Below are 20,087 nucleotides of genomic sequence, written 5' to 3'. Positions count from 1 at the left end.
GTCGGTCATCTCAGGTTTGGTTTTGTATGAGGCCGTTTGAGTGTGGCACTCTGGCGCGCAACGGATCGGCCCTTATCCACAGCGCGCTGGCTGGTGCAGGCATGCGCTGGATGCGTGCAGACTGCCCGTTAAGGGCCTGCGTGTTGTAAGGTGTTTTGCGGGTTGCCTCTCTGACACGTCAAACCGTAAGAGCTAGACAACATAGCATGTTGCTGCTACTGGCCGAGGCTATTATCAATACAAAATATTGATTGGAATTAAAATGCCATTTAGAAAAACGCTTTATTTTTTCACGGCCTATTGTGCTGCGTTAGTCTTTTCTTATTTAATATTAATGAGATGTGAAAGTTATTTGTTTGGCTTGAGCATCTTTTTTGTATCCACTGTTTTGTCTGCCCTGATTCCGATCGGGATGGTTTATTTTGTCAAAAAATATTCTTTTATTAAATCATCATTTGAAAATTTTCTTGTGGCCGTGATCGGCTTTTTTGTCCTGTTTACGTTTTCGGTTTTTGGGCCGGTCTTTATCGACAGGTCCATTTCCTACCATCTGGTGTTTTACGCCGTAGAGAATGGCGCAATTCAGGAAGATGTTTTTCAGAAACAGTTTGCAGATTCTGTTTTCCAAAAGCGGATCCATGATGCGCAGATGGCGAAATTTCTCGAAAAAACGCCAGAAGGCACGTATGTCCCGACAAAAAAAGCATTCATTTTTTCTGGTATCATGAAGCTTATTGGAAAGCTGTCTGGATCAATGGATAATTACGATAAAACAAAGGTATAATATTGTGCGGAATTATATGGAAAGAAATGTAACTGTTTTAACATTTCTGTATTTTTTATTATTGTGTGTATTTTATAGATTCCATTATTATGTTCCGGATTTTGAGTTGTATTCCGGGTTCCAGCATAATTTTGGGCATTTTAGCAAAGACGGGTTTTCGACCTTATTTGTCAAAATCTCATCGCTTATTGCGCATTACCCAGCCAGCTCATTTATTATAGCCAGCATGCTCTTTATGGCATCCGGGTTTTTTGCAGTTAACTCTCTGGCATTCAAATATATTGGTAAAAACGTTAATTCCGTAATTGTCTGTATATTCGTATCATCCTGCGGGATCTGGTACTACTTGAGCGGCAAGGTATATTATGATTTTCCGTTTACTGTATTTTCTCTCGCCATTACCATTTACATTCTGCTCAAAGCATATTTTTCAGAGACCCATAAGCCCGTTCTTTTTTATCTTTTTGGCATGGCCTGCGGCTTTATGCTGTCCTGGAAGCCGTATAACATCTTTATCCTTTCAGGGCTTTTTTCATTCATTCTCTGCGATGCAAAACTAAGAACGCTTTTGCTGAACATTCTGCTCAGCCCGCTGAAACTGCTTAAAGCGACTATTCTGTTTGCGTTGGGATATGTGCTGGGGAATTACTCATTCCTCTATTCGGTAGAAAAAACGGTTCTGGGTATTTCTGCCTACCCGGCGCAATCAGACTTCATGACCTTCCTGTTCGATCGGGATGGCAAGATCTGGGATCACGTGAACTCCTTGGGGTATAACTACTCAAATATTAATGTTATATCCCTGTTTATTGTTGCGATATTGGTTCCTGTAGTTACAAAAAGATACTTATGCTTATTTTTGAATATTGTTAATTTTGTACTGTTCTACAATTATATTTTCAGGTTTTCTCCCGGCTATCCATGGCACGGGTTCTGCTATTCCCTGTGTGTTATATTGGGTCTGATTTCTGCGTGCCAGAAGTCCGAGCTCCTTAACGCGATGCGGAAGAAAATTCTGACCTGCCTTTTGGTCGGGGCGGCGGCGGCGCAGGTGGCTGTTACATTTTTGTATTACATTCCACAGCAGGCGTACTGGATTGAGCAGGACGATGAGACATACAATGCACTGCGCCAGAAAAGCTTTGAAATTTATGGGAATGTGCAAACCGTTGCCGAAAACCTGCATGGCAAGGTTTTTGTGTCGTGCGATTTTAATAGGTTCATCACGTATAGGAACGGCAGAAAAAACAAACTTATTCCGGCATATCAGTCTGATAACCCACAGGCATGGGAAAAGCTGGAAAGAGAAAAGTTCAATTCAGGGGATGACACTTATATCATACGGATAGTGCCATCCAGTATGCTCTATTTGGCAAATATATATGCGATAGATATGAGCGGATACAGCCAGATTTCCCAAACTGAGTATCCCGGTTACAGTTTTTATATCTACAAGAAAAATTAAGCAGCCGGAGCATGGGGGTTGTGGCGGTTGATGACCAACCGTCCAACGGTTATCTGGCCTGTTGGAACGCCACACAGGGTTGCCTGTGTGGCGTTTTGGCTTATTCGCTGCCTTGCGCCACTATACGCTGGGCGCTGGCCCGCGCGACGGGGGCCGCCCTGTAGGAGGCAAGGGAGCGCCCGCGCATACCACCGCCCCGGCTGTTCCCCACTGGCCCGGGCTCCACAAAGTTCCGCATGCCCTGAAAGGGGTGAAACACCTTGGGGTGGGAGATCTGGGGCATGCCATCCGGGCCTGTGCCGGTGCTGGCCTCTGCCACCATCATTGGGCCGTGGCGGGTTGTGGGGGTTACAGGGTGCGGGAATACCTGCGGCATAAGGGGCGATTTTTGTGCAAGCTGCGGGCCTTCCCGCCCGTCTTGCGGCACGGCCCATGCCTCCAGCACCTTCCACTGGTAGGGGGTGCCTATGCCGGGGGTCTGGGAGTGGTAGGCCGCTGCTGCCCGTGGCCAGCTACCCGTCTTGTCATACATCTGGAGCAGAAAGCCGCCCGCGAACATGGCGTTGCGTAGCGGATCAAATGCCTGATCGAGCGAGGCAAAGGCATCGGGGTGCTGTTGCAGGTTGACCTGCATGCACCCCACGTCAATGGACATGATGCCCTGCTGGCGGAAGCTCTGTACAGCCGCTACGGCCTCGGCCTGACTGTTGTAGTGGTGGCCTATGCCTGCTGCGTTAATGGTCCACGGCCAGGCGGAAACCGTACCGTCGGATTCGACCTTGCCACTCTCCACCCGCCCCATGGCGGATAAAAACCCGTCGGGAATATGCAGGTTGTGTTCGGCCTGTGCCGTGGCCTCCGTGCATAACCCGGCCTCGGCAGAGCGGGCGTGGGCCTGCGGGGTGTGTGCGGCCATGTGGGCAGTGCCCGCCAAGGTTACAACACCAAGGAGCCAGCGGGCAGGCCGGGTGCGGGGGAAGGGTGGCGTCATGCGCAGTCTGGCGGGGCTCGGGGCGGGGGTTACCCGCACAACGGGGCCCTTGGCTCCTTGGCTGGTGGTGGTTCCTTGGCAGTCATGTAAGGACTCTACTGGGCGATGCACAAGTAATACTGGCCTTGCCTGACCGATTTTTCACCCGGCTGTAGTCCTGCGGTACGGATTATGCAAGGATTCATGGCCCGGAACACCCTTGCCCCTGCCGGCTCTGTTCCCCCAATAGTTCTGCCTCCCCTGTTTGTTGGGTGCCGGAGTCACGCCATGATTTTGCAGGATCCTGAGCTTGGGGCATGGCGGGGCGCATGGCGCTTGGGCAGGCCCGGAGTGGGGGTGTGGGCAAAAAAGGCTTTTGGGCATGCACCGTGGCGGGTTACATGGGCATTGAATGTGCTGGCCCGCGCGCCTATTCTTATGGCACAAGCTGACGTGATGAGCCTGCACCGTGTGCCGGGCTGACCAACCAGGGGTAAACAGGTATATGAGGAACCGCCTCAAGGCGAGCAACGGGCAGGCCGGTACGGTCGGCCAGCATGGTGGCAGGGCGGCCTATTCCTTGAACCGTATGGCCTGCCGTTCTGGCGCGCCACGGTGGGTCAGGGCCGTTATGGCCGCGTTTTTCATGCTTTCCCTGTTTGTCCCGCTTTCTCCCGCCCATGCCGTTACGGTGCGGGTGAAGGATATTGTGGATTACGAAGGCGTGCGGGACAACCAGCTGGTCGGCTACGGTCTGGTGGTGGGCCTGCATGGTACGGGCGACCGTCTGACCAACATCATCTTCACGCGTGAGACGTTGATCAGCATGCTCAACCGCCTTGGCGTGAACATCCGTGACCGCGAAATCCAGTTGCAGACGCATGACGTGGCCGCCGTTATGGTCACGGCCACCCTGCCGCCGTTCTCGCACGGGGGCGGGCGGATAGACGTGACCGTTTCCGCCGTGGGTGACGCGCAGGACCTGACCGGCGGCACCCTGCTGGTAACCCCCCTACAGGCTGCCGATGGCGAGGTCTATGCCGTGGCGCAGGGCTCCCTTGTTACCAACGCCTTTACGGCGGGTGGGCAGGCCGCCACGGTCACGCGCAACATTCCCACCAGCGGGCATATTGCCAATGGCGGGGTGGTCGAGCGTGAAGTGCCGGTCAAGCTGGGTGAGACAGGGGTTATCCACCTCTCGCTCCACAACCCCAACTTTACCACCGCAACCCGCGTGGCCGAGGTTATCAACCGCAGCATTGGCGCACATATGGCGCAGGTGGATGACCCGCGCACCATTGCCGTGGACCTGACCGGGCGCAACGCATCGCTGACCCTGTTCCGTATCGGTGACCTCCAGATCGAGCCGGATACCATGGCCAAGGTTGTGGTGGACGAGGCCAGTGGCACCATTGTTATGGGGGATAGCGTGCGGATCAGCACCGTGGCTATTGCGCAGGGCAACCTGACCATTCAGGTGACCGAAACACCCGAGGTGGTCCAGCCAGCACCCTTTTCTAACGGTGTAACAGCCGTTGTGCCGCGGACACAGGCCAATGTAAGCACGGATAGCTCGCACAGGCTGGGCATCCTGCGCGAAGGGCCAACACTGGCCAGCCTTGTGGCCGGCATGAACGCACTGGGCATGGGCCCGCGCGACATGATTGGTATTTTGCAGGCCATCAAGGCCGATGGCGCCCTACAGGCCGATCTGGAAGTAAGGTAGGCAGAGCATGAGCACGCTAGCCAATGTGAGCGCGGCCCAGATTGCCAGCGCACAGAATACCGCCTCCACCCAGTCCGGGCTGAAGGCGGAGGCACTGGAAAAAACCCGCAAGGCCGCCATCGAGTTCGAGGGCATGACCATAGGCGAAATGCTCCAGCCGATGTTTGATACGGTGGACACCGCCAACGGCCTGTTTGGCGGTGGGGCGGCGGAGTCCCAGTTCCGGTCGTTGCAGGTGCTGGAAATGGGTAAGCAGATTGCCAATAATGGCGGCATCGGTCTGGCCGACAGTGTTTACCGCCAGATGCTGGCCATGCAGGAAAAAGCCCAGCAGGAAGCAGGTAAATCATGACCGATACGCCGCAGGATCTGCAAAGCCGCCTGTTACAGGCATTCGGGGCGGTAAGCGCCCTGCTTGAGCAGGAAAATACCCTGCTTAAAACCGGCCAGTGGCAGGATGTGGAAACACTGCTGCCGCGCAAGCGCACGTTAATGGAAACGCTGCGCAAACTGCTGCCGCCGGGCCAGACCAAACCCCTGACAGCCGAACAGCGCAGCGCGAGCGTAAGCCCGGAGATGGAAGCCGCCGCCAAGCAGTTCAATGCTCTGGTCCGCGCCAATGAGGAACTGCTGCAAAGCGCCATTGCCGCTCAGGGTACCCTGATCAAGCTTGTGCTGGATGATGCAGCACAGGAACAGCGCACGGGCTACGGGGCATCTGGCGGCTATACGGTGGATAGCCACGCCGGGGCACTGGCCCTGCGGAGTGACGTGTAAAAAACCTGTGGCGGGGCTACTGGCTTACCAGTAGCCGCCCATAACCTTGCGGGGCTGGTCCCCGGCAGGGTCGGCGCCTGCGTACCAGGCGCTCCAATCCCACAAAAAGGTATCCCGGCGGTTTTCCGCCGTCATGGCGGCCAGCTCATCCACAACGGAGGGGGCCTGCTTCTTTTGGTTCCGCAGTTCTGCGGCGGTCATGTTGTGCAGGGTCCGGAATGCGGTTTCCGAGCCCATATATACACAGCCACACCCTATGGGGTCCGCGTAAAGGTAAATCGGACCATCGGGGGAGGGGCGGTAGGTCAACTGCCCCGGTGGCAGCAGGTTCATCATGGCGTAACGCGCGGTTGTATCGGCCTGATGGGCAATAAACCCTGCCTCGGACAGGGTTCTCCCTTTTTCCAGATACGGGGCAGCGGGGGGGGTGCACCCCGCAAGTGCCGTGCAGAACAGCCCGGTTGCCGCCTGCGCCAGCCATTTTGCAGGGCGGGGTGTGGCCTTGGCCGGTAGGGAGCTGCCTGTGTGCATCTGGCGGGTTCCGTGCTGTGTTTTTTTAAAGGTTTAAAGGGAGGGCGCAGCCGCGTCTGTCATGCACAGGGGGGGCACGCAGACAAAGGCCTTCATGGTGGAGTAGTGCAGGCTCATCAGCTGCTGGAGGGTCTGCGCGGCCATGCTGCCGTCTGCCGGGTTGGCAGCGGGTACGGTGGTGCTGGTCAGGGGCAGGCATGCCTTGATCATTTTTTCGGCCCCGGTGGGGGAAATGGCATAGCCGCACACGCTCTGGGTCGCCAGCAGCGGGAAGGCGAGGGAAGTTACTTCCATTTCGCTCAGCGCGCCTGCGCCACGGGCGGAGTAAGGGGGCTGTATTGCTCCGTTGAACAGGGCCAGCTCGGGCAGAACATCAAACTGGAGCGTGGAGCCGGGGGTGTTGCCCCAGAGAACAAAGTCCCAGTCCTGCGGCAGGCTGGCCAGAATACGCGTGCTTTCGGCCTCAAAATTGGCGCACAGCACGGCGTTGCTTTCAAACACGTGGGCGGCGGTCTGGTGCTGGGCCACGTTCCCCCACAGGGCAACGTGGGAGAGGGCCTGCGCAAACGCTGCGTGCGAGAACAGACATTCGGCAGAGATCAGGTTCATCTGCCGCATGGCCTGTGCGTCCAGCGTGTGCTCGTCCACGCCCACGGAGCGCACAAGGTCGGGAACATGGGCGTTCAGCCGCACAAAGCGTTCGCTCTGGTCCGGGGTTGCGTCGCTGCTGATGAAAAACTTGAACATCGAGGATTCCTGCTGGTGGCGAGAGCAAAAAATGCGATCACTAACGGGGCGCAATGGGTAGCTGGCTCCACCATGTCCAACACAACCGCCACGACGAGACCATAATCTGGTGCCTACAAGGATACGGCAGAGTAAGGCGCATGGAAAGCCTTGAGAGGTGCTTCAAACCCGGCCGAGCATATTCCTGTGGCTTTGTCGGGGGCAAAACCGTATGATAAACGCCAATATATGTTTTTTGGGTCTTGCACGGCAGGGTCCGGCATTGGTGTGCAGCACGTAAAGGATTGGATTAATGAGCGTTAGCGGTATCTCACCGGTAAGCCAGTATCTGACGGCCCTGAAAAATGAAGATGCCGCCGCCTCCACCTATGCCAAAACGGATGTGACCACCAAGCAGGCTTCCGCCGGGTTTGAGCAGGCCGCTGCCTCCATTACCACCGTTGCCGGGCTGATGAAGAATTACTCGGCCCTGAACGTGGTGCTGGGCGCGTATGGCATGGGTTCGTATTCCTCGGCCACGGCGCTGGTCAAAAAGCTGCTGACACAGGACCCGTCCTCCTCCACATCGCTGGCCAAATCGTCCAGCAATGCCACGTGGCTGGCCTTTGCCGATGCGTTCAAGACCTGGGGGCAGGGCGGAGGGAGCGTGCAGACCTCCCCGCTCACATCCTCCACCATTACGTCCATTGTTAACGAATACCAGTCCGATACCGATAAATCTCTTCAGAGCGATCTGAAGGCTTTTACAAGCGCAGCCCCCAGCATTACCACCGCGTCTGCCCTGCTGGCCAATACAAGCGTGCTCAATGTTGTGCTGAGCGCCTATGGCATGGATTCGCTGGAAGGGGATACCTCGGTCCTGACCGCACTGCTCACGCAGGACCCGTCCTCCTCCACATCGCTGGCGCAGACATCGGGCAATACGGCGTGGAAGCTGTTTGCCAATGCATTTCAGGACATGGGCAAAAACGGCGGTACGGCCACATCCTCGCCGTTTACCAGCACCACCATGACCACCATTACGCAGGGCTACACCATTGCGGTTGATTCGGCGGTGGATGACAACATCAACGCGTTCAAGGCCGAGGCAGCGACCATGACCTCCGCCTCCGACCTGCTGAACAACCAGACCGTGCTCTCCATGGTCATGTCCACCTACGGGCTGGATTCCAGCACGGATAACAGCAGTATCCTGACCGCGCTGCTCACGCAGGACCCCACCTCCTCCACATCGCTGGCGCAGGCTTCGGGCAGCACGGCATGGCAGGATTTTGCCACGGCCTTCAAAAGCATGGGGCAGAACAACGGCACGGCTACGTCCACACCGTTTACGGCCGCGACCATCAGCTCCATTGCCACCAAATATACGGATGCCATCAACAGCGGCACCACAAGCGCGATTGCATCCTTCAAAAGCGATGCGGCGGGCATTACCTCGGTCAGCAGCCTGCTGAGCAACAGCAGTGCGTTGCAGGTTGTGCTGGGGGCGTATGGTCTGGGCTCCCTTGCCTCCGACCCGGCCGTGGTCAAAACCCTGCTGACGCAGGACCCGGATTCCTCCACATCCCTGGCCCAGACATCGGGCAATACGGCGTGGCAGACCTTTGCGCAGGCGTTCAAGGCATGGGGGCAGAACAACGGTCAGGGCGCCATTATGTCCACGTCTTTTGTGGCGTCCCTGAGTGCCAGCTTCCAGAGCAACACCAATACGCTGGTGCAATCGGGCATTACGAACTTTGAAAACGCGGCTGGCTCCATTACCACCGCATCGGCCCTGCTGAGCAACACCGCCGTGCTGAGTGTGGTTTCCGGCGCGTTCGGGATTGATGCTTCAAGCAATGAAGCCACGCTGATGAACTCCCTGCTCACGCAGGACCCCACCTCCTCCACATCGCTGGCCAGTGCGTCGGGCAATGCCTCGTGGCAGAGCTTTGCAACGGACTTCAAGGTATGGGGTGCTAACGGGGGCAGTGTCAGTGCAACACCGTTCACGTCCGAAAAGATCCAGAGCATCGTGGAAAGCTACCAGATGCGGCAGTACGAAAGCAGCAAGGATCTGAGTGATAACGGCGTGGGGAATGCCCTGTACTTTACCCGCACCATGAGCAGCATTACCTCCCTGTCGCAGCTGATGTCGGACCCGACCCTGCTCAAGGTGGCAGAAACCGTATCGGGCTACGACCCGGACCAGTTTGGTGCGCTGGACTATGACCAGCAGGTGCGCCTGCTGTCCAAGAAGGTGGACTTCAGCAAGCTGTCCACCCCCAAGCAGATCCAGCAGTATGCGGAGCAGTATCTGGCCATGTTGCAGATCAACCCGCAAACGCCAGATACCCCCGCGTCCATGCTCGACCTGTTTGGCGGGAGCAGTGATGATGACATCCTCTCCCTGTTCGGTGGGGATGATTCCTCGGGCGACCTTTATTCCAGCCTGTTCTAGGCGCGCTGGTCTGCCCGTTATCCTTTGGGGCAGGGCCGTATAACACTGCATCTGTTTGGTTGGTAACGTGAGTCTGGACCCGCAACCCTCCTCGCCTGTCGAGGCATCTGTATCCGCTCTTTCCGGTGTGATGGAGGCGGTACGCGGTGCCATTGCCAGCCCCCGGCATGATGTGCCGGTCGGGCTGCTGGAAGGGCGGGTCACCGGGCTTTCGGGGCTGTCTGTCTCTTTGAGCGGGTTGCGGGATTTTACCGGCGTAGGCGACCGCGTGACCATTTACGGGCTGGATGGGCGACAGACGCAGGCCGAAATTGTGGCCTTTGCGCAGGATATTGCCATTGCCATGCCCTTTGGCTCGCTGGAGGGCATTGGTTCGGGCTGCCGGGCAACCTTTTTACTGTATGATCAGGAGCAGCGCCGCCGCAGGGCGGGGGGTACGCTCATGGTCAATGCTGGCTGGCAGGGCCGGGTTGTGGACCCCATGGGCCGCCCGATGGATGGCAAAGGTCCGTTGCCATCCGAGGGTACGGCCCAGCGGCTCCATGCCGCCCCGCCCGAGGCCGCCATGCGTGCGCGCCTTGGCCCGCGCATAGACCTTGGGGTGCGTGCGCTCAACCTGTTTACCACCTGCCGCGAGGGCCAGCGCCTTGGCCTGTTTGCAGGCTCGGGCGTGGGTAAATCCACCCTTATGGGCATGCTCGCGCGGGATACGGCGTGCGATGTGGCCGTTATTGCGCTGGTAGGGGAACGTGGGCGCGAAGTGCGCGAGTTTGTGGAGGATGATCTGGGGCCGGAGGGGCTGGCCAAGTCCGTTGTGGTAGTTGCCACGTCCGACACATCCCCCCTTATGCGGCGCGAGGCAGCCTATGCCGCCATGGCCGTGGCCGAGCACTTCCGCGATCAGGGTAAATCGGTGCTGATGCTGATGGATAGCGTAACCCGCTTTTGTCAGGCCCTGCGTGAGATTGGCCTGTCCTCGGGCGAGCCACCGGCCACGCGCGGTTATCCGCCCAGTGTTTTTGCCGAACTGCCCCGCCTGCTGGAACGCGCAGGTCCGGGGCTTATGGACGAGCACGGCCATGCAGGGCAGATGACCGCCATGTTCTCCGTGCTGGTGGAAGGGGACGACCAGAACGAACCCGTGGCCGATGCCGTGCGCGGTATTCTGGACGGGCACGTGGTGCTGGAGCGCCGTATTGCGGAATCTGGCCGTTACCCTGCGGTTAACGTGCTGCGCTCGCTCTCGCGCACCGTGCCGGGATGCCTGACGGAGGAGGAGAACCAGCTTGTGCTGCAAGCCCGCTCCTGCCTGTCCACCTGGGATGAAATGCAGGATATGGTGCGCCTGGGTGCGTACCGCCCCGGCAACGACCAGCGTGTGGACGAAGCCATTCGCGTAGCCCCGGCGGTGGAGGAAATGCTGAAGCAGCGCAAGGGCGAGCGCGCGACCCTGCCCGAAAGTTTTGATGCCCTGCGGGGCGCATTATCGTAGCTGATCCCGCATGAGCAGCGCGCGAATCCGCTCCCTGCACGCGCTTATCCGCGTGCGCAAGAAGGAGGTGGACGAGGCCCGCGCAGGCATGGCCCGTGCGCTGGCGGCCGAAAGTGCGGCTCTGGCCGACCTGGAACGGCAGTTGACCCAGATTGAAGTGGAGCGGGATGAGGCCGAGGGCGATGCCGGGCGTGAGTCCTTCCGCCTGTGGCTGCCCATAGCGCAGGAAAACGTGGCACGGGCCGAGCAGGTTGTGCTCAGGACACGTAACGATTCCATGCGGGTGCGTGAGGAGCTGATTCAGGCCAACGCTGCATTCAAGGCCGCGCAGACCCTGCTGGAGAAGCGGGAGGAGGAAGAGCGCGTTCTGCTGGCCCGGCGCGAACAGGCGGAGCTGGACGATCTGGCCCGGCGTGCCCGCCCGTTTTTTCTGTAAGTTCGGGCAAGGTCCATTGTTTGGCGGCCATAAACGCCAAAGCCATGAAAAAACGATGGCAATTGGCTCTTTTCTTATGTTTGATCCTTGAGAAAGCGGAGTGCGCCCGCTATCGCTTACAGATCATAAGGGGCTGACAGTGATCGTGTACCATGCGACCCGTTTCTCCCCACACTCGTGAGTGATTAGGAAAACGTATGCAACAGACAGAGCTGCAACCCGCAAAGATTTTTATTGCGACCCCGTGCTTTGGCGGGATGGTTACGCAGGAGTATATGGAATCCATCATTGCTTGCGCCGGTGTGCTTCAGGTTCCCATGACCCTGTCCCTGCTGGGGGACGATGCCATGATCAGCCGTGCACGCAATACCCTGATGCACAAGTTCCTCACTCTGTCTGACGCAACACACCTTCTGTTCATTGATGCCGATATTGGTTTCCCGGCCGAAGCACCAGCCCGTCTGCTGGCGGCTGGCAAGGATGTCGTGGCCGGGGCCTACCCGATTCGTCAGTATTTCTGGGACAAGACCACGCAGGAAAACATGCTCCATGGCGAACCGCAGGATACCGCATCCCTGCGCTATGTGGGCGAGACCGAGGCCATGCACCAGCAGATTGAAAAAGGCCCGATGGTTAAAACGCATTACGCGGGTACGGGTTTCATGCTGATCAGCCGTGGTGCGCTTGAGCGGATGGTCAAGGCCTACCCCGAGACAGCCTACACCCGCATAGACGCCGCCAACGGCGAAACAGGCAGCACCGCCTACGCCCTGTTTGATGGCAGCATCGACCCCGAAACCGGAACCTACCAGAGCGAGGACTTCACCTTCTGCCGCCGCTGGCGCGAAATTGGGGGCGAAGTCTGGCTGGATACATCCATCAATCTGACACATGCAGGCCGCGCCGCGTTCCACGGCAAGCCGGGCTGCCGTGTTGGCATGGTTCACCACAAGGGCGCCTAAGGTCGCAATAGCACCACATGCCAGATAACAAAAAACGGCCCGTTATTATCAAACGTGTGTCCGATTCCGGCGAGCATGGCCACCACGGTGGCGCATGGAAGATTGCGTACGCCGACTTCATGACGGCCATGATGGCCTTCTTTCTGGTCATGTGGCTGCTGAATGCGACAACAGAGGAGCAGCGTAAGGGTATTGCGCAGTTCTTTAACCCCATGGCGGAAAAAGACACCCGCCTTGGCTCCTCCAACGGTATGCTCGAAACATCGCCTTCTCCCCTGACCGCAGGGACCACCTTGCGCAAGGTCAAGGATGGGGATGCCCCGGAGGATGACGGTGGCGAGCAGCCCGGTGCCAGGGATGCCCCCCGTCGCTCGGAAGAAGGCGGCTCCCCCGATAATATTACCCGTGGGCTCAAGGCGCATCTGACCCCCGCATCCCCCGCCATTATTCCCGTTGGCGGGCCGGAAAGTGGGGGCGGTAAAAGCATAGGCACCGTTGGCGTGGACAACCCTGTGGCTGCTGCGGCCGAGCAGTCCAAGATCGACAACATGGTGCAGGGGCTTGAACAGTCCGTGGCGCAGAACCCCGATACGCAGGAAGCGGCCAAGAACATGACCGTCTCCTTCGGGCGGGATGATATCCGCATTGAACTGCGCGACGCCAACAACACCCCCATGTTCGATACGGCTTCCGCCACCCCCAATGCCGCCGGGCGCAAGATGCTGGAGCAGATTGGCGCGTGGCTGGCCCCCATGCCGGAGCAGCTCTCCATTGTGGGGTACACGGATGCGGATCAGTACCGCACCACCAAGCATGGTACGGGTATGTCCAACTGGACCCTGTCCGCCCAGCGGGCCGATGGCGCGCGGGAGGTGTTGGTCAAGGCAGGGTACCCCGACCGTAATATTCTAAGCGTATCCGGCCGTGCAGACCGGGACCTGGCTTTGCCGGCAGACCCCGGCTCCGCCGCCAACCGGCGCGTGGTGCTTATTCTGCACCGCCGCTTTGTTAACCCGGGGGCCGATGGCGGGGCGATTGTACCGCTACCCGCTGGTGGTGCCGCGCCCGCAGCGCAGCCCCCCGCCGGGCAGGCTGACCAGCCTGCAACCCCGCCAGCGGCCCCGGCAGGGAATGCGCCCTCCGCCCCGGCTGGCGGGCAGGCTCCCGCTACGGCCCCCGCAGCACAGGCCCCGGCAACTCCGGCGCCGGCGGCAGCACCAGCCCCCGCCACGCCCGCCGTGCGGCGCAACCGGGGTGTGCGGGTGCGTAGCGTAACACGGCCCAGAGCGCCGCAGGGCCAGCCGGCCCAGCCGCCAGTGGACCAGCCTTTTCAACCCTCGCAGGATACGTGGACACCCGCGCCGCAGTAACCCGCCCGTAACACGATGATGACCGTGCCGCAGGCAATGTGTGCCCGCCTGGTGCAAGTAGATGGAAGTGGAGACCGTTAAATGCTGTTCATCGGGGGGCTCATTTTTGCGCTGCTCTGCGTATTTGGTTCGTTTGTGGCATCCGGGGGGGCGCTTGCACCCCTTATCATGTCCATGCCGTTCGAACTGCTGACCATTCTTGGGGCCGCGGTGGGTATTTTTGTCATGTCCAACTCCAAGGACGTGCTCAAGGAGTTCCCGCATTACCTGCGCCGGACCATCAAGGGGCCACGTTACAACAAGGCGGCCTATACGGAGTTGCTGGTCACGCTGTTCCGCTTCATGCGGCTGGCGCAGGCCAAGGGCAACATGGCGCTTGAAGAACATATTGAAAACCCGAACGACAGCAGCATTTTTGCCCTCTCCCCCAATGTGCGGGACGATGTGCCAACCCGTGCGCTGATCTGCGATTACCTGCGTCTGGTCAGCCTGAACATGGATGACGCCTACCAGCTTGATGAAGTCATGGCGCGTGAGCTCAAAAAGAACCTGAGCGAAGAGCTGCATACTTCCGAGAGCCTGCAAAGCATTGCAGACGCCCTGCCAGCCCTTGGCATTGTGGCCGCCGTGCTCGGGGTTATCAAAACCATGGCCTCGATCAGCAAGCCGCCGGTCATTCTGGGTGAGATGATTGCAGGTGCTCTTGTCGGGACCTTTCTCGGGGTGCTTTTGTCTTATGGCGTTGTGGCCCCACTTTCGTCTAGGATGCGCGATGTGGTCACGCAGGACGCACGGTACCAGGACCTGATCCGCACGGTATTTGTGGCGCATCTGCAAGGCAACCCGCCGCAGATCTGCGCGGAAATCGGGCGTAAGGACATACCCCATGCGTTTATGCCAACCTTTGCCGAGCTGGATTCTGCCTTGTCCGAGGCCAGCAACCCCGGCGCCGCCGCAGCGGCGGCCTGAGCGTAAGGGAATGTTGGCGGCGCATCCGCTGGCGGGAGGGAGCAAGTAATGGGTATTAAATCTACAAGTGGGTCCAACCTGAGCGAAAACGCACAGGAAGCACCGCTCTCCTCCCTGCTGGCCGCCATTGCGTCGCGCAGCACCACGGGTGTTGCCTCCAGCCCCTCCGGGCAGAATAGCGGTTTTGCGGCGGTGCTCAAAAGCATGTCCGCCCCGGCCACGACCACGCAGGCGCGCGCGACCACCACACAGCCCGACAACAGCAGCACGCAGCAGGCGGACCCGGAGCAGACCGACACCACAGCAGACAACACCGCCAGCCAGAGCAGCGCCACGCCCGCCCAGTCCGGCGCGCATACGGCGGCGGATGCAAAACACACCACAGCCAGTGCAAAGGCTGGTAAGGCCAGCGCCAGCAAGGCCGCAGCAACCACCCAGACCGCCCAGACCCAGAGCACCAAAGCCCAGAAAAGCCAGTCCGGCAGCAATGATGCCGATACAACGGCTGCGGCAGACGGCACGGCCGATACCGCCAGTGCCACCACAGCGGATGCCGGGCAAAGCGGGCAGAGCACAACGGTCTCGAGCATGGCAGAAATGCTGCTGCAAATGGCCATGCAGGGTGCCGCCACCGCGCAGGATACAGCCCAGAGCGTTGCCGGAGCACAGGCCGGGGCCGACACCACAACAGGAACCGACGCCACGCAGGGGGATGCCGCACAGGTTGCCACCACACTGGCCGCATCCATACAGGCCAGCACCGGGCAGGATACCGGCGCACTCGCCCCGGCAAGCGTGTTGCAGGGGGCGGTTCAGGCCGCGGCAGATGCGTTTGGGGGGCTGGGCCTGTCCACCGTTGCCGGGCAGAGCGGTTCTGTCTCCCTGACTGCGGGGCTGAGCGGCCTGCCTATGGGGCTTGCCTCTGCCGTGGCGCAGCCGAGCACCAGTGTTGCCGGTGCCGGGTTTGCCAGCCTGTCCGCCCTGGGCAGCGCGCAGGCCGTACCAGTAGCACAGGCCACGTTGGCCCAGAGCGTTACCGCCAGTGCCGCTGCAAGCGGAGTTATGGGCGCAGGCAGTAATGGTGTGCATGCCAATGCGGCGTCCCTTACCGCGGCTACGGGTGCGGCCAGTCAGGCTACCAGCGCGCAGGGCACAGCCACCGGAGCAGCTACGGATACCGCCCAGCAGGTGGCGTTAACGCTCCAGCAGGTTGCCGCAGCGGTGAGCAACGTGAGCGTAACCCAGACCGCAGGGCAGAGCACACAGGCGCAGGATAGTGTTGCCGGACTTTCCCTTACGGCTGATGCAACCAGTGGTCTGGCCTCTGGGGCCACGACAGCCATGGTGGCACTGGGCAGCACGGTGCAGGAGGCCACGGGCCAGAACCAATCCGGTTTTTCCGACCAGTCCGGCACAGGGGCTGAGGCAGAAGGGCAGGCCCTGCTGGCTGATGGTGCCGCCGCCACCAGCACGCTGGCGCAGGAGGCCGCACAGGGGGCTTCCAGCTTTGCCTCCACGCTGGGTTCGGCGCTGGATAGCGGGCGTACCGCACAGGCCACCCCCGCGCAGGCTACAGCCACCCCCACCACCACCACGGCGGCGGAAGATGGTACGGCCACTGGCCTGTTCTCCCTCGCCAGTGCGGATACGGGTGTGTCCATGACGGTCATGACCGCCGATTCCACCCCCGTTCATGTTCGTGTGCAGGGGAGTGATGGCGTGACCACCGGCGTTGTGCTGCAAAGCGAGGATGCCGCCACCGCGCACCATCTGGCCAACACCCGGCACGAGCTTGTTGCAGCATTGGATGCGGCGGGTGTAAACGTAGGGCAGATCAAGATTGATGTTGTGAGTGCGAGCGACACCAGCAACAATGCCAGCCAGCAGGATAATGGCAGTGCCGCAGGCGGCGCTTTTGGTGGGGCGGATACCAGCGCGGGGCAGGGTGGCAACCAGTCTTCGGGCGGGAATGCCTGGACCAGTAGCGCCCTGCCAGCCACGCAGGGTCTGGCGGCGGAGCAGGCGCAGGTGGGTGGGGCAGCTGCCACCACCACGCGCACATATGATGGACGTGGGGTTAACATTACCGCCTGACCCGGGCGCTTTACAGGCAGACAGGAAGGAAGCGGGCACATGTCCACGACATCACTGACAACCAACGAGTACAACCTGCTTTCGGCCGCGGAATCGACGGCAAAAAGCTCGGCGGCCACGTCTGGCTCGTCGTCCTCATCCTCGTCTTCCACGTCGAGCACGGCTGCGCTGTCTTCGCTTGCCAATAACTACACCACGTTCCTGACCCTGCTGACCACGCAGCTCCAGCATCAGGACCCCAGCAGCCCCATGAGCTCGGACTCGTTTACCAGCGAGCTGGTGCAGTTTGCCGGGGTGGAACAGCAGGTGCAGACCAACTCCAAGCTTTCCTCGCTCATTTCCCTGAACGAGAGCGGGCAGCTGAGTGCGGATAGCGCCCTTGTGGGTTCGCAGGCAACGGCCAACAGCACCACCCTGCCGTTGCAGAACAGCTCGGCCACCCTCAACTACAAAGGCAGCTCGGGGCAGACCGTGGCCATTGCCGTGTCCAATTCGGCAGGGACCATTGTCAAGGACGATCTGGTTACCGCCAGCAGCGGCACCAATACCTGGACATGGGACGGCACGGACAACAACGGCAACAAGCTGTCCGACGGCGCTTACAGCGTTGCGGTCAAGACCATGGATTCCTCGGGCAATACGTCCGATGTGTCCTTTACCGTTACGGGTACCATTACCGGTATCCAGACCGGCACCAACGATATGGAAGTGCAGATGGGTGGGGCGACAATCCCCATGAGCCAGCTTGTCAACGTGTCCAGCACGTCCAAGTCTTCTTCTTCCTCATCGTCCTCGTCCTCTTCCTCGTCCGATACGGACACGGATACGTCCTCAACCGGGTCGTAAGGCATGCAGGGGTGTGGCAGTGCCACACCCCTTTTTTTCTCCCCCACTGCGCCAGAGCGGATGATGCCGGGGAGTATATGTTTTTTTAAAAGCCCGAAAATTGGCCAGCCCAAGCGTTAAGGTGGGCGGTTTTCTACACATGTTAGAATAAATCTGACATATGTCTTAACATTAAATTGACGAACCGGGGGTAAAACCGGCTATGCCTTGCGCTGATAACTGGCATTAAGGCGGAAAAATTATGTTGGCCTGGTTTACCGAAAAAGCGCCCTTGAGGCGGAAAATTTCCATCGTCATGGCCTGTTTGCAAGCCTACATGATTTTACAGATCCTGATGCAGCTTGTCAGTTCCGAACTGGATCTGCCGCTGGCTGTGCAACGTTATCTGGGGTTGGGTGGTTTTGCTGTCAGTTCCCTTATGGTGTTTCTGGCCCGCTGGGTGCTTATCAGCCGCGCCGCCGTGCCGTTTGAGACCATTACAGCCTTGACCGAGCGCATTGCCGCAGGCAAGCTGGATGAAAAAATCCCGTATGTTGACTGGTCGGACTGTGCCGGGCGGCTTGCCAAGGCGCTGACCACCTTCCGCAGCGCGTTGATCAAGCAGCTTGACCTGCAGAAAATCGCACAGGAAAGTGCCGCCGAACAGCAGCGCCTGAGCGAGCTGGCCCAACAGCGTGCCGTAGACCAGAACGGCATGATTGTGGAACTGGGCAAGGGGCTGCGCATACTGGCCGACCGTAATCTGGCCTTCCAGTTTACATCCCCCTTTGCCTCGGAGTTTGACGCTCTGCGGCGCGACTTTAACGAGGCCGTGTCCTCCCTGTCCGAAGCTATGGGCGAAGTGGCCGCGGCCTCTGCCCTTATTCAGGGCGGGTCGATGGAAATTGCCGAAGCCTCGCAGGATTTTGCCCAGCGGACCGAGCGGCAGGCCGCGGCCATGGGCCAGATGGCGGCCTCTGTGACCAACGTTAAAAACGGTGTGGATGATCAGGCCGAAGCCGCGCAGGAAGCGCGCGATGCGGCACAGAGTGCCCATGCCGCCGTGCAGCGTTCCACCAAGGTCATGCTGTCGGCCATGTCCGCCATTCAGGAAATTGCAACCTCGTCGGCCAAAATGTCCGCTATTATCGGGATTATTGACGACATTGCCTTCCAGACCAATCTGCTGGCCCTTAACGCAGGGGTGGAAGCTGCCCGTGCGGGTGATGCAGGGCGTGGGTTTGCCGTGGTTGCGACCGAAATCCGGGCGCTGGCACAGCGTTCCTCCACTTCCTCGCGCGATATTCGCAGCCTGATCGAGATTTCCACCCGGCAGGTGACCGAGGGCGTGCGCCTTGTGGAACAGACCGACAAGGAACTCAGGCTGGTGGCCGGGCAGGTGGAAGCCATTACCAGCCATGTGGGCAATATTGCCAGTGTGGCCCGCGAGCAGGTGGGTAGTCTGGGCGAGGTCAACACCGCCGCAACCCATATTGACGCCACAACCCAGCAGAACGCCGCCATGGTGGAACAGACCGCAGCGGCTGCCCACAACCTCAAGACCGAGGCTGCTAATCTGGTCAATGTGGTGGGCCACTTTACCCTGCCCGGTTCTGGCCCCGCACTGGCCGGGCCGGATGGGGGGGCGGCTCGCCCGGCACTGGCCAACCCGGCCAGCACGCCCCGCCGCCCGGCAGCCCTTGGCGCAGGCAAGCCTGCTGCCCCGCGCCAGCTGGAAAGCAGCATGGCCGGTGGCTGGTCAGACTTCTAGGTTCCCTGACCTGCCCTTTATGGACGGGGATGAGCGTAAAGCAGAGGCCGGGTGCATGTGCGCCCGGCCTTTTTGCTGTGTGCTTCAGGCATGCTCACGCGAGTGTGTTGGAAACTGGTGCTTGAATAGGCAGGGAATCGATAAAAAATATAGGAAATTTTTATAAATACCTGCCAACACTAGGCGTGTGGGTTCCGTTAGGTTGCTCTGGTCACGCTCTAACGCCGGGTGTAGAATGAATGACACACACACGTTGCTGGTTTTTGCCCCTGCGGGCCGGAAACAGCCGATAAAAATATGGTGCAATCATGATCCATCCCGCAATGCGCGCCTACCAGAATGTGGCAGGGTATTCCCTGACGGACCGACAGGCCGATGCGACCTGCTTCAGACTGCTGATAGAAGAGTTGGAAACGGCATCCGCCAGTTCTGACCCCTCTGTTCGGCTGAAGGCCCTGACCAAGAACCAGCGTTTGTGGTCCATGATCATGAAGGCGAATTCGCTGGATGCAGGGGCCACCAATTATGAAGACAGGGAACTGTTTGTAAGGCTTGCCTCTCAGGCGCAGCGTTATGGCATCCGTGCCATTCTTGATACCAATCTGTCCCTCGCTCCCTTGGTCGGGATTGCAGAAACCGTTCTGGAAGGCTTGGAAACATCCGCAGGTTCCGGACAGGAGTTCGATACCGACGCCATGCTCTGAACGGTCGAGGGGCCAAAAAAGGTG

The 20,087-nt window shown here is 59.4% G+C and carries 20 protein-coding genes; 17 read left to right on the top strand and 3 right to left on the bottom strand.

Going from position 1 to position 20,087, the window contains the following annotated elements; genetic code table 11:
* Positions 1-26: 26 nt before the first annotated feature.
* From LKE65_RS02165 to LKE65_RS02155, 3 genes are all read left to right on the top strand, one after another.
* Positions 27-149 (top strand): hypothetical protein, encoded by a 123-nt coding sequence (locus LKE65_RS02165; protein ID WP_278740289.1) that lies wholly within the window; start codon positions 27-29, stop codon positions 147-149.
* 113 nt (positions 150-262) lie between these two features.
* Positions 263-784 carry a hypothetical protein gene (locus tag LKE65_RS02160; RefSeq protein WP_143221949.1) on the top strand — a complete coding sequence of 174 codons (522 nt, stop codon included), beginning with the start codon at positions 263-265 and terminating at the stop codon, positions 782-784.
* Positions 785-1,130: 346 nt separating this feature from the next.
* Positions 1,131-2,249 (top strand): hypothetical protein, encoded by a 1,119-nt coding sequence (locus tag LKE65_RS02155; RefSeq protein ID WP_165925674.1) that lies wholly within the window; start codon positions 1,131-1,133, stop codon positions 2,247-2,249.
* 100 nt (positions 2,250-2,349) lie between these two features.
* Here the strand turns inward: LKE65_RS02155 and LKE65_RS02150 are convergent, their stop codons facing one another.
* A complete protein-coding gene (locus LKE65_RS02150) occupies positions 2,350-3,240 on the bottom strand; it encodes a transglycosylase SLT domain-containing protein (protein ID WP_086646983.1) in 891 nt (296 codons plus the stop codon).
* 267 nt (positions 3,241-3,507) lie between these two features.
* Here LKE65_RS02150 and LKE65_RS02145 point away from each other — a divergent pair, with 267 nt between their 5' ends.
* From LKE65_RS02145 to LKE65_RS02130, 4 genes are all read left to right on the top strand, one after another.
* A complete protein-coding gene (locus LKE65_RS02145) occupies positions 3,508-3,702 on the top strand; it encodes a hypothetical protein (protein WP_278740287.1) in 195 nt (64 codons plus the stop codon).
* 148 nt (positions 3,703-3,850) lie between these two features.
* Positions 3,851-4,945: a flagellar basal body P-ring protein FlgI gene (locus LKE65_RS02140; protein WP_233129182.1), complete on the top strand. Its 1,095-nt coding sequence runs from the start codon at positions 3,851-3,853 to the stop codon at positions 4,943-4,945.
* A gap of 7 nt (positions 4,946-4,952) precedes the next feature.
* Entirely contained in the window at positions 4,953-5,297 is a 345-nt protein-coding gene (locus LKE65_RS02135; protein ID WP_086646984.1) for a rod-binding protein, read from the top strand.
* Positions 5,294-5,722 (top strand): hypothetical protein, encoded by a 429-nt coding sequence (locus LKE65_RS02130; protein WP_086646985.1) that lies wholly within the window; start codon positions 5,294-5,296, stop codon positions 5,720-5,722. The genes LKE65_RS02135 and LKE65_RS02130 overlap by 4 nt, the downstream gene beginning before the upstream one ends.
* A 24-nt stretch (positions 5,723-5,746) precedes the next feature.
* Here LKE65_RS02130 and LKE65_RS02125 read toward each other — a convergent pair whose 3' ends face one another.
* Positions 5,747-6,253 (bottom strand): hypothetical protein, encoded by a 507-nt coding sequence (locus tag LKE65_RS02125; protein ID WP_179290183.1) that lies wholly within the window; start codon positions 6,251-6,253, stop codon positions 5,747-5,749.
* A gap of 33 nt (positions 6,254-6,286) precedes the next feature.
* A complete protein-coding gene (locus LKE65_RS02120) occupies positions 6,287-7,000 on the bottom strand; it encodes a hypothetical protein (protein ID WP_086646986.1) in 714 nt (237 codons plus the stop codon).
* A 292-nt stretch (positions 7,001-7,292) separates the two neighbouring features.
* Between LKE65_RS02120 and LKE65_RS02115 the strand changes: the two genes are divergently transcribed.
* The 10 genes from LKE65_RS02115 (at position 7,293) to LKE65_RS02070 (ending at position 20,063) form a co-directional block, all read left to right on the top strand.
* Positions 7,293-9,440: a DUF1217 domain-containing protein gene (locus tag LKE65_RS02115; protein WP_086646987.1), complete on the top strand. Its 2,148-nt coding sequence runs from the start codon at positions 7,293-7,295 to the stop codon at positions 9,438-9,440.
* A gap of 130 nt (positions 9,441-9,570) precedes the next feature.
* Complete coding sequence (gene fliI / locus LKE65_RS02110; RefSeq protein WP_086646988.1) at positions 9,571-10,932, top strand: flagellar protein export ATPase FliI; 1,362 nt, start codon at positions 9,571-9,573, stop codon at positions 10,930-10,932.
* A 10-nt stretch (positions 10,933-10,942) separates the two neighbouring features.
* Positions 10,943-11,368: a flagellar FliJ family protein gene (locus LKE65_RS02105; RefSeq protein ID WP_086646989.1), complete on the top strand. Its 426-nt coding sequence runs from the start codon at positions 10,943-10,945 to the stop codon at positions 11,366-11,368.
* A gap of 197 nt (positions 11,369-11,565) precedes the next feature.
* Positions 11,566-12,330 carry a hypothetical protein gene (locus LKE65_RS02100; protein ID WP_086646990.1) on the top strand — a complete coding sequence of 255 codons (765 nt, stop codon included), beginning with the start codon at positions 11,566-11,568 and terminating at the stop codon, positions 12,328-12,330.
* A 17-nt stretch (positions 12,331-12,347) separates the two neighbouring features.
* On the top strand, positions 12,348-13,700 hold the full coding sequence (locus tag LKE65_RS02095) for a flagellar motor protein MotB (protein ID WP_278740283.1): 1,353 nt from the start codon (positions 12,348-12,350) through the stop codon (positions 13,698-13,700).
* A gap of 81 nt (positions 13,701-13,781) precedes the next feature.
* Positions 13,782-14,669, top strand: a complete 888-nt coding sequence (motA, locus tag LKE65_RS02090; protein ID WP_086646991.1) for a flagellar motor stator protein MotA — start codon at positions 13,782-13,784, stop codon at positions 14,667-14,669.
* A gap of 48 nt (positions 14,670-14,717) precedes the next feature.
* Complete coding sequence (locus LKE65_RS02085) at positions 14,718-16,763, top strand: hypothetical protein (protein ID WP_278740282.1); 2,046 nt, start codon at positions 14,718-14,720, stop codon at positions 16,761-16,763.
* 39 nt (positions 16,764-16,802) lie between these two features.
* Positions 16,803-17,609 carry a flagellar hook assembly protein FlgD gene (locus LKE65_RS02080; RefSeq protein ID WP_278740280.1) on the top strand — a complete coding sequence of 269 codons (807 nt, stop codon included), beginning with the start codon at positions 16,803-16,805 and terminating at the stop codon, positions 17,607-17,609.
* 316 nt (positions 17,610-17,925) lie between these two features.
* The gene (locus LKE65_RS02075; protein WP_278740278.1) at positions 17,926-19,359 is read left to right on the top strand and encodes a methyl-accepting chemotaxis protein; all 1,434 of its coding nucleotides are present in this window, start codon (positions 17,926-17,928) and stop codon (positions 19,357-19,359) included.
* A 308-nt stretch (positions 19,360-19,667) separates the two neighbouring features.
* Positions 19,668-20,063 carry a flagellar biosynthesis regulator FlaF gene (locus LKE65_RS02070; protein WP_095350002.1) on the top strand — a complete coding sequence of 132 codons (396 nt, stop codon included), beginning with the start codon at positions 19,668-19,670 and terminating at the stop codon, positions 20,061-20,063.
* The last annotated feature ends 24 nt before the right edge of the window (positions 20,064-20,087 follow it).

The sequence above is a fragment of the Acetobacter fabarum genome (genome assembly GCF_022483405.1).
Taxonomy (GTDB): Bacteria; Pseudomonadota; Alphaproteobacteria; order Acetobacterales; family Acetobacteraceae; genus Acetobacter; species Acetobacter fabarum.
Note: the sequence above shows the minus strand (reverse complement) of the source record. Positions and strands in the feature narration are given on the sequence as shown.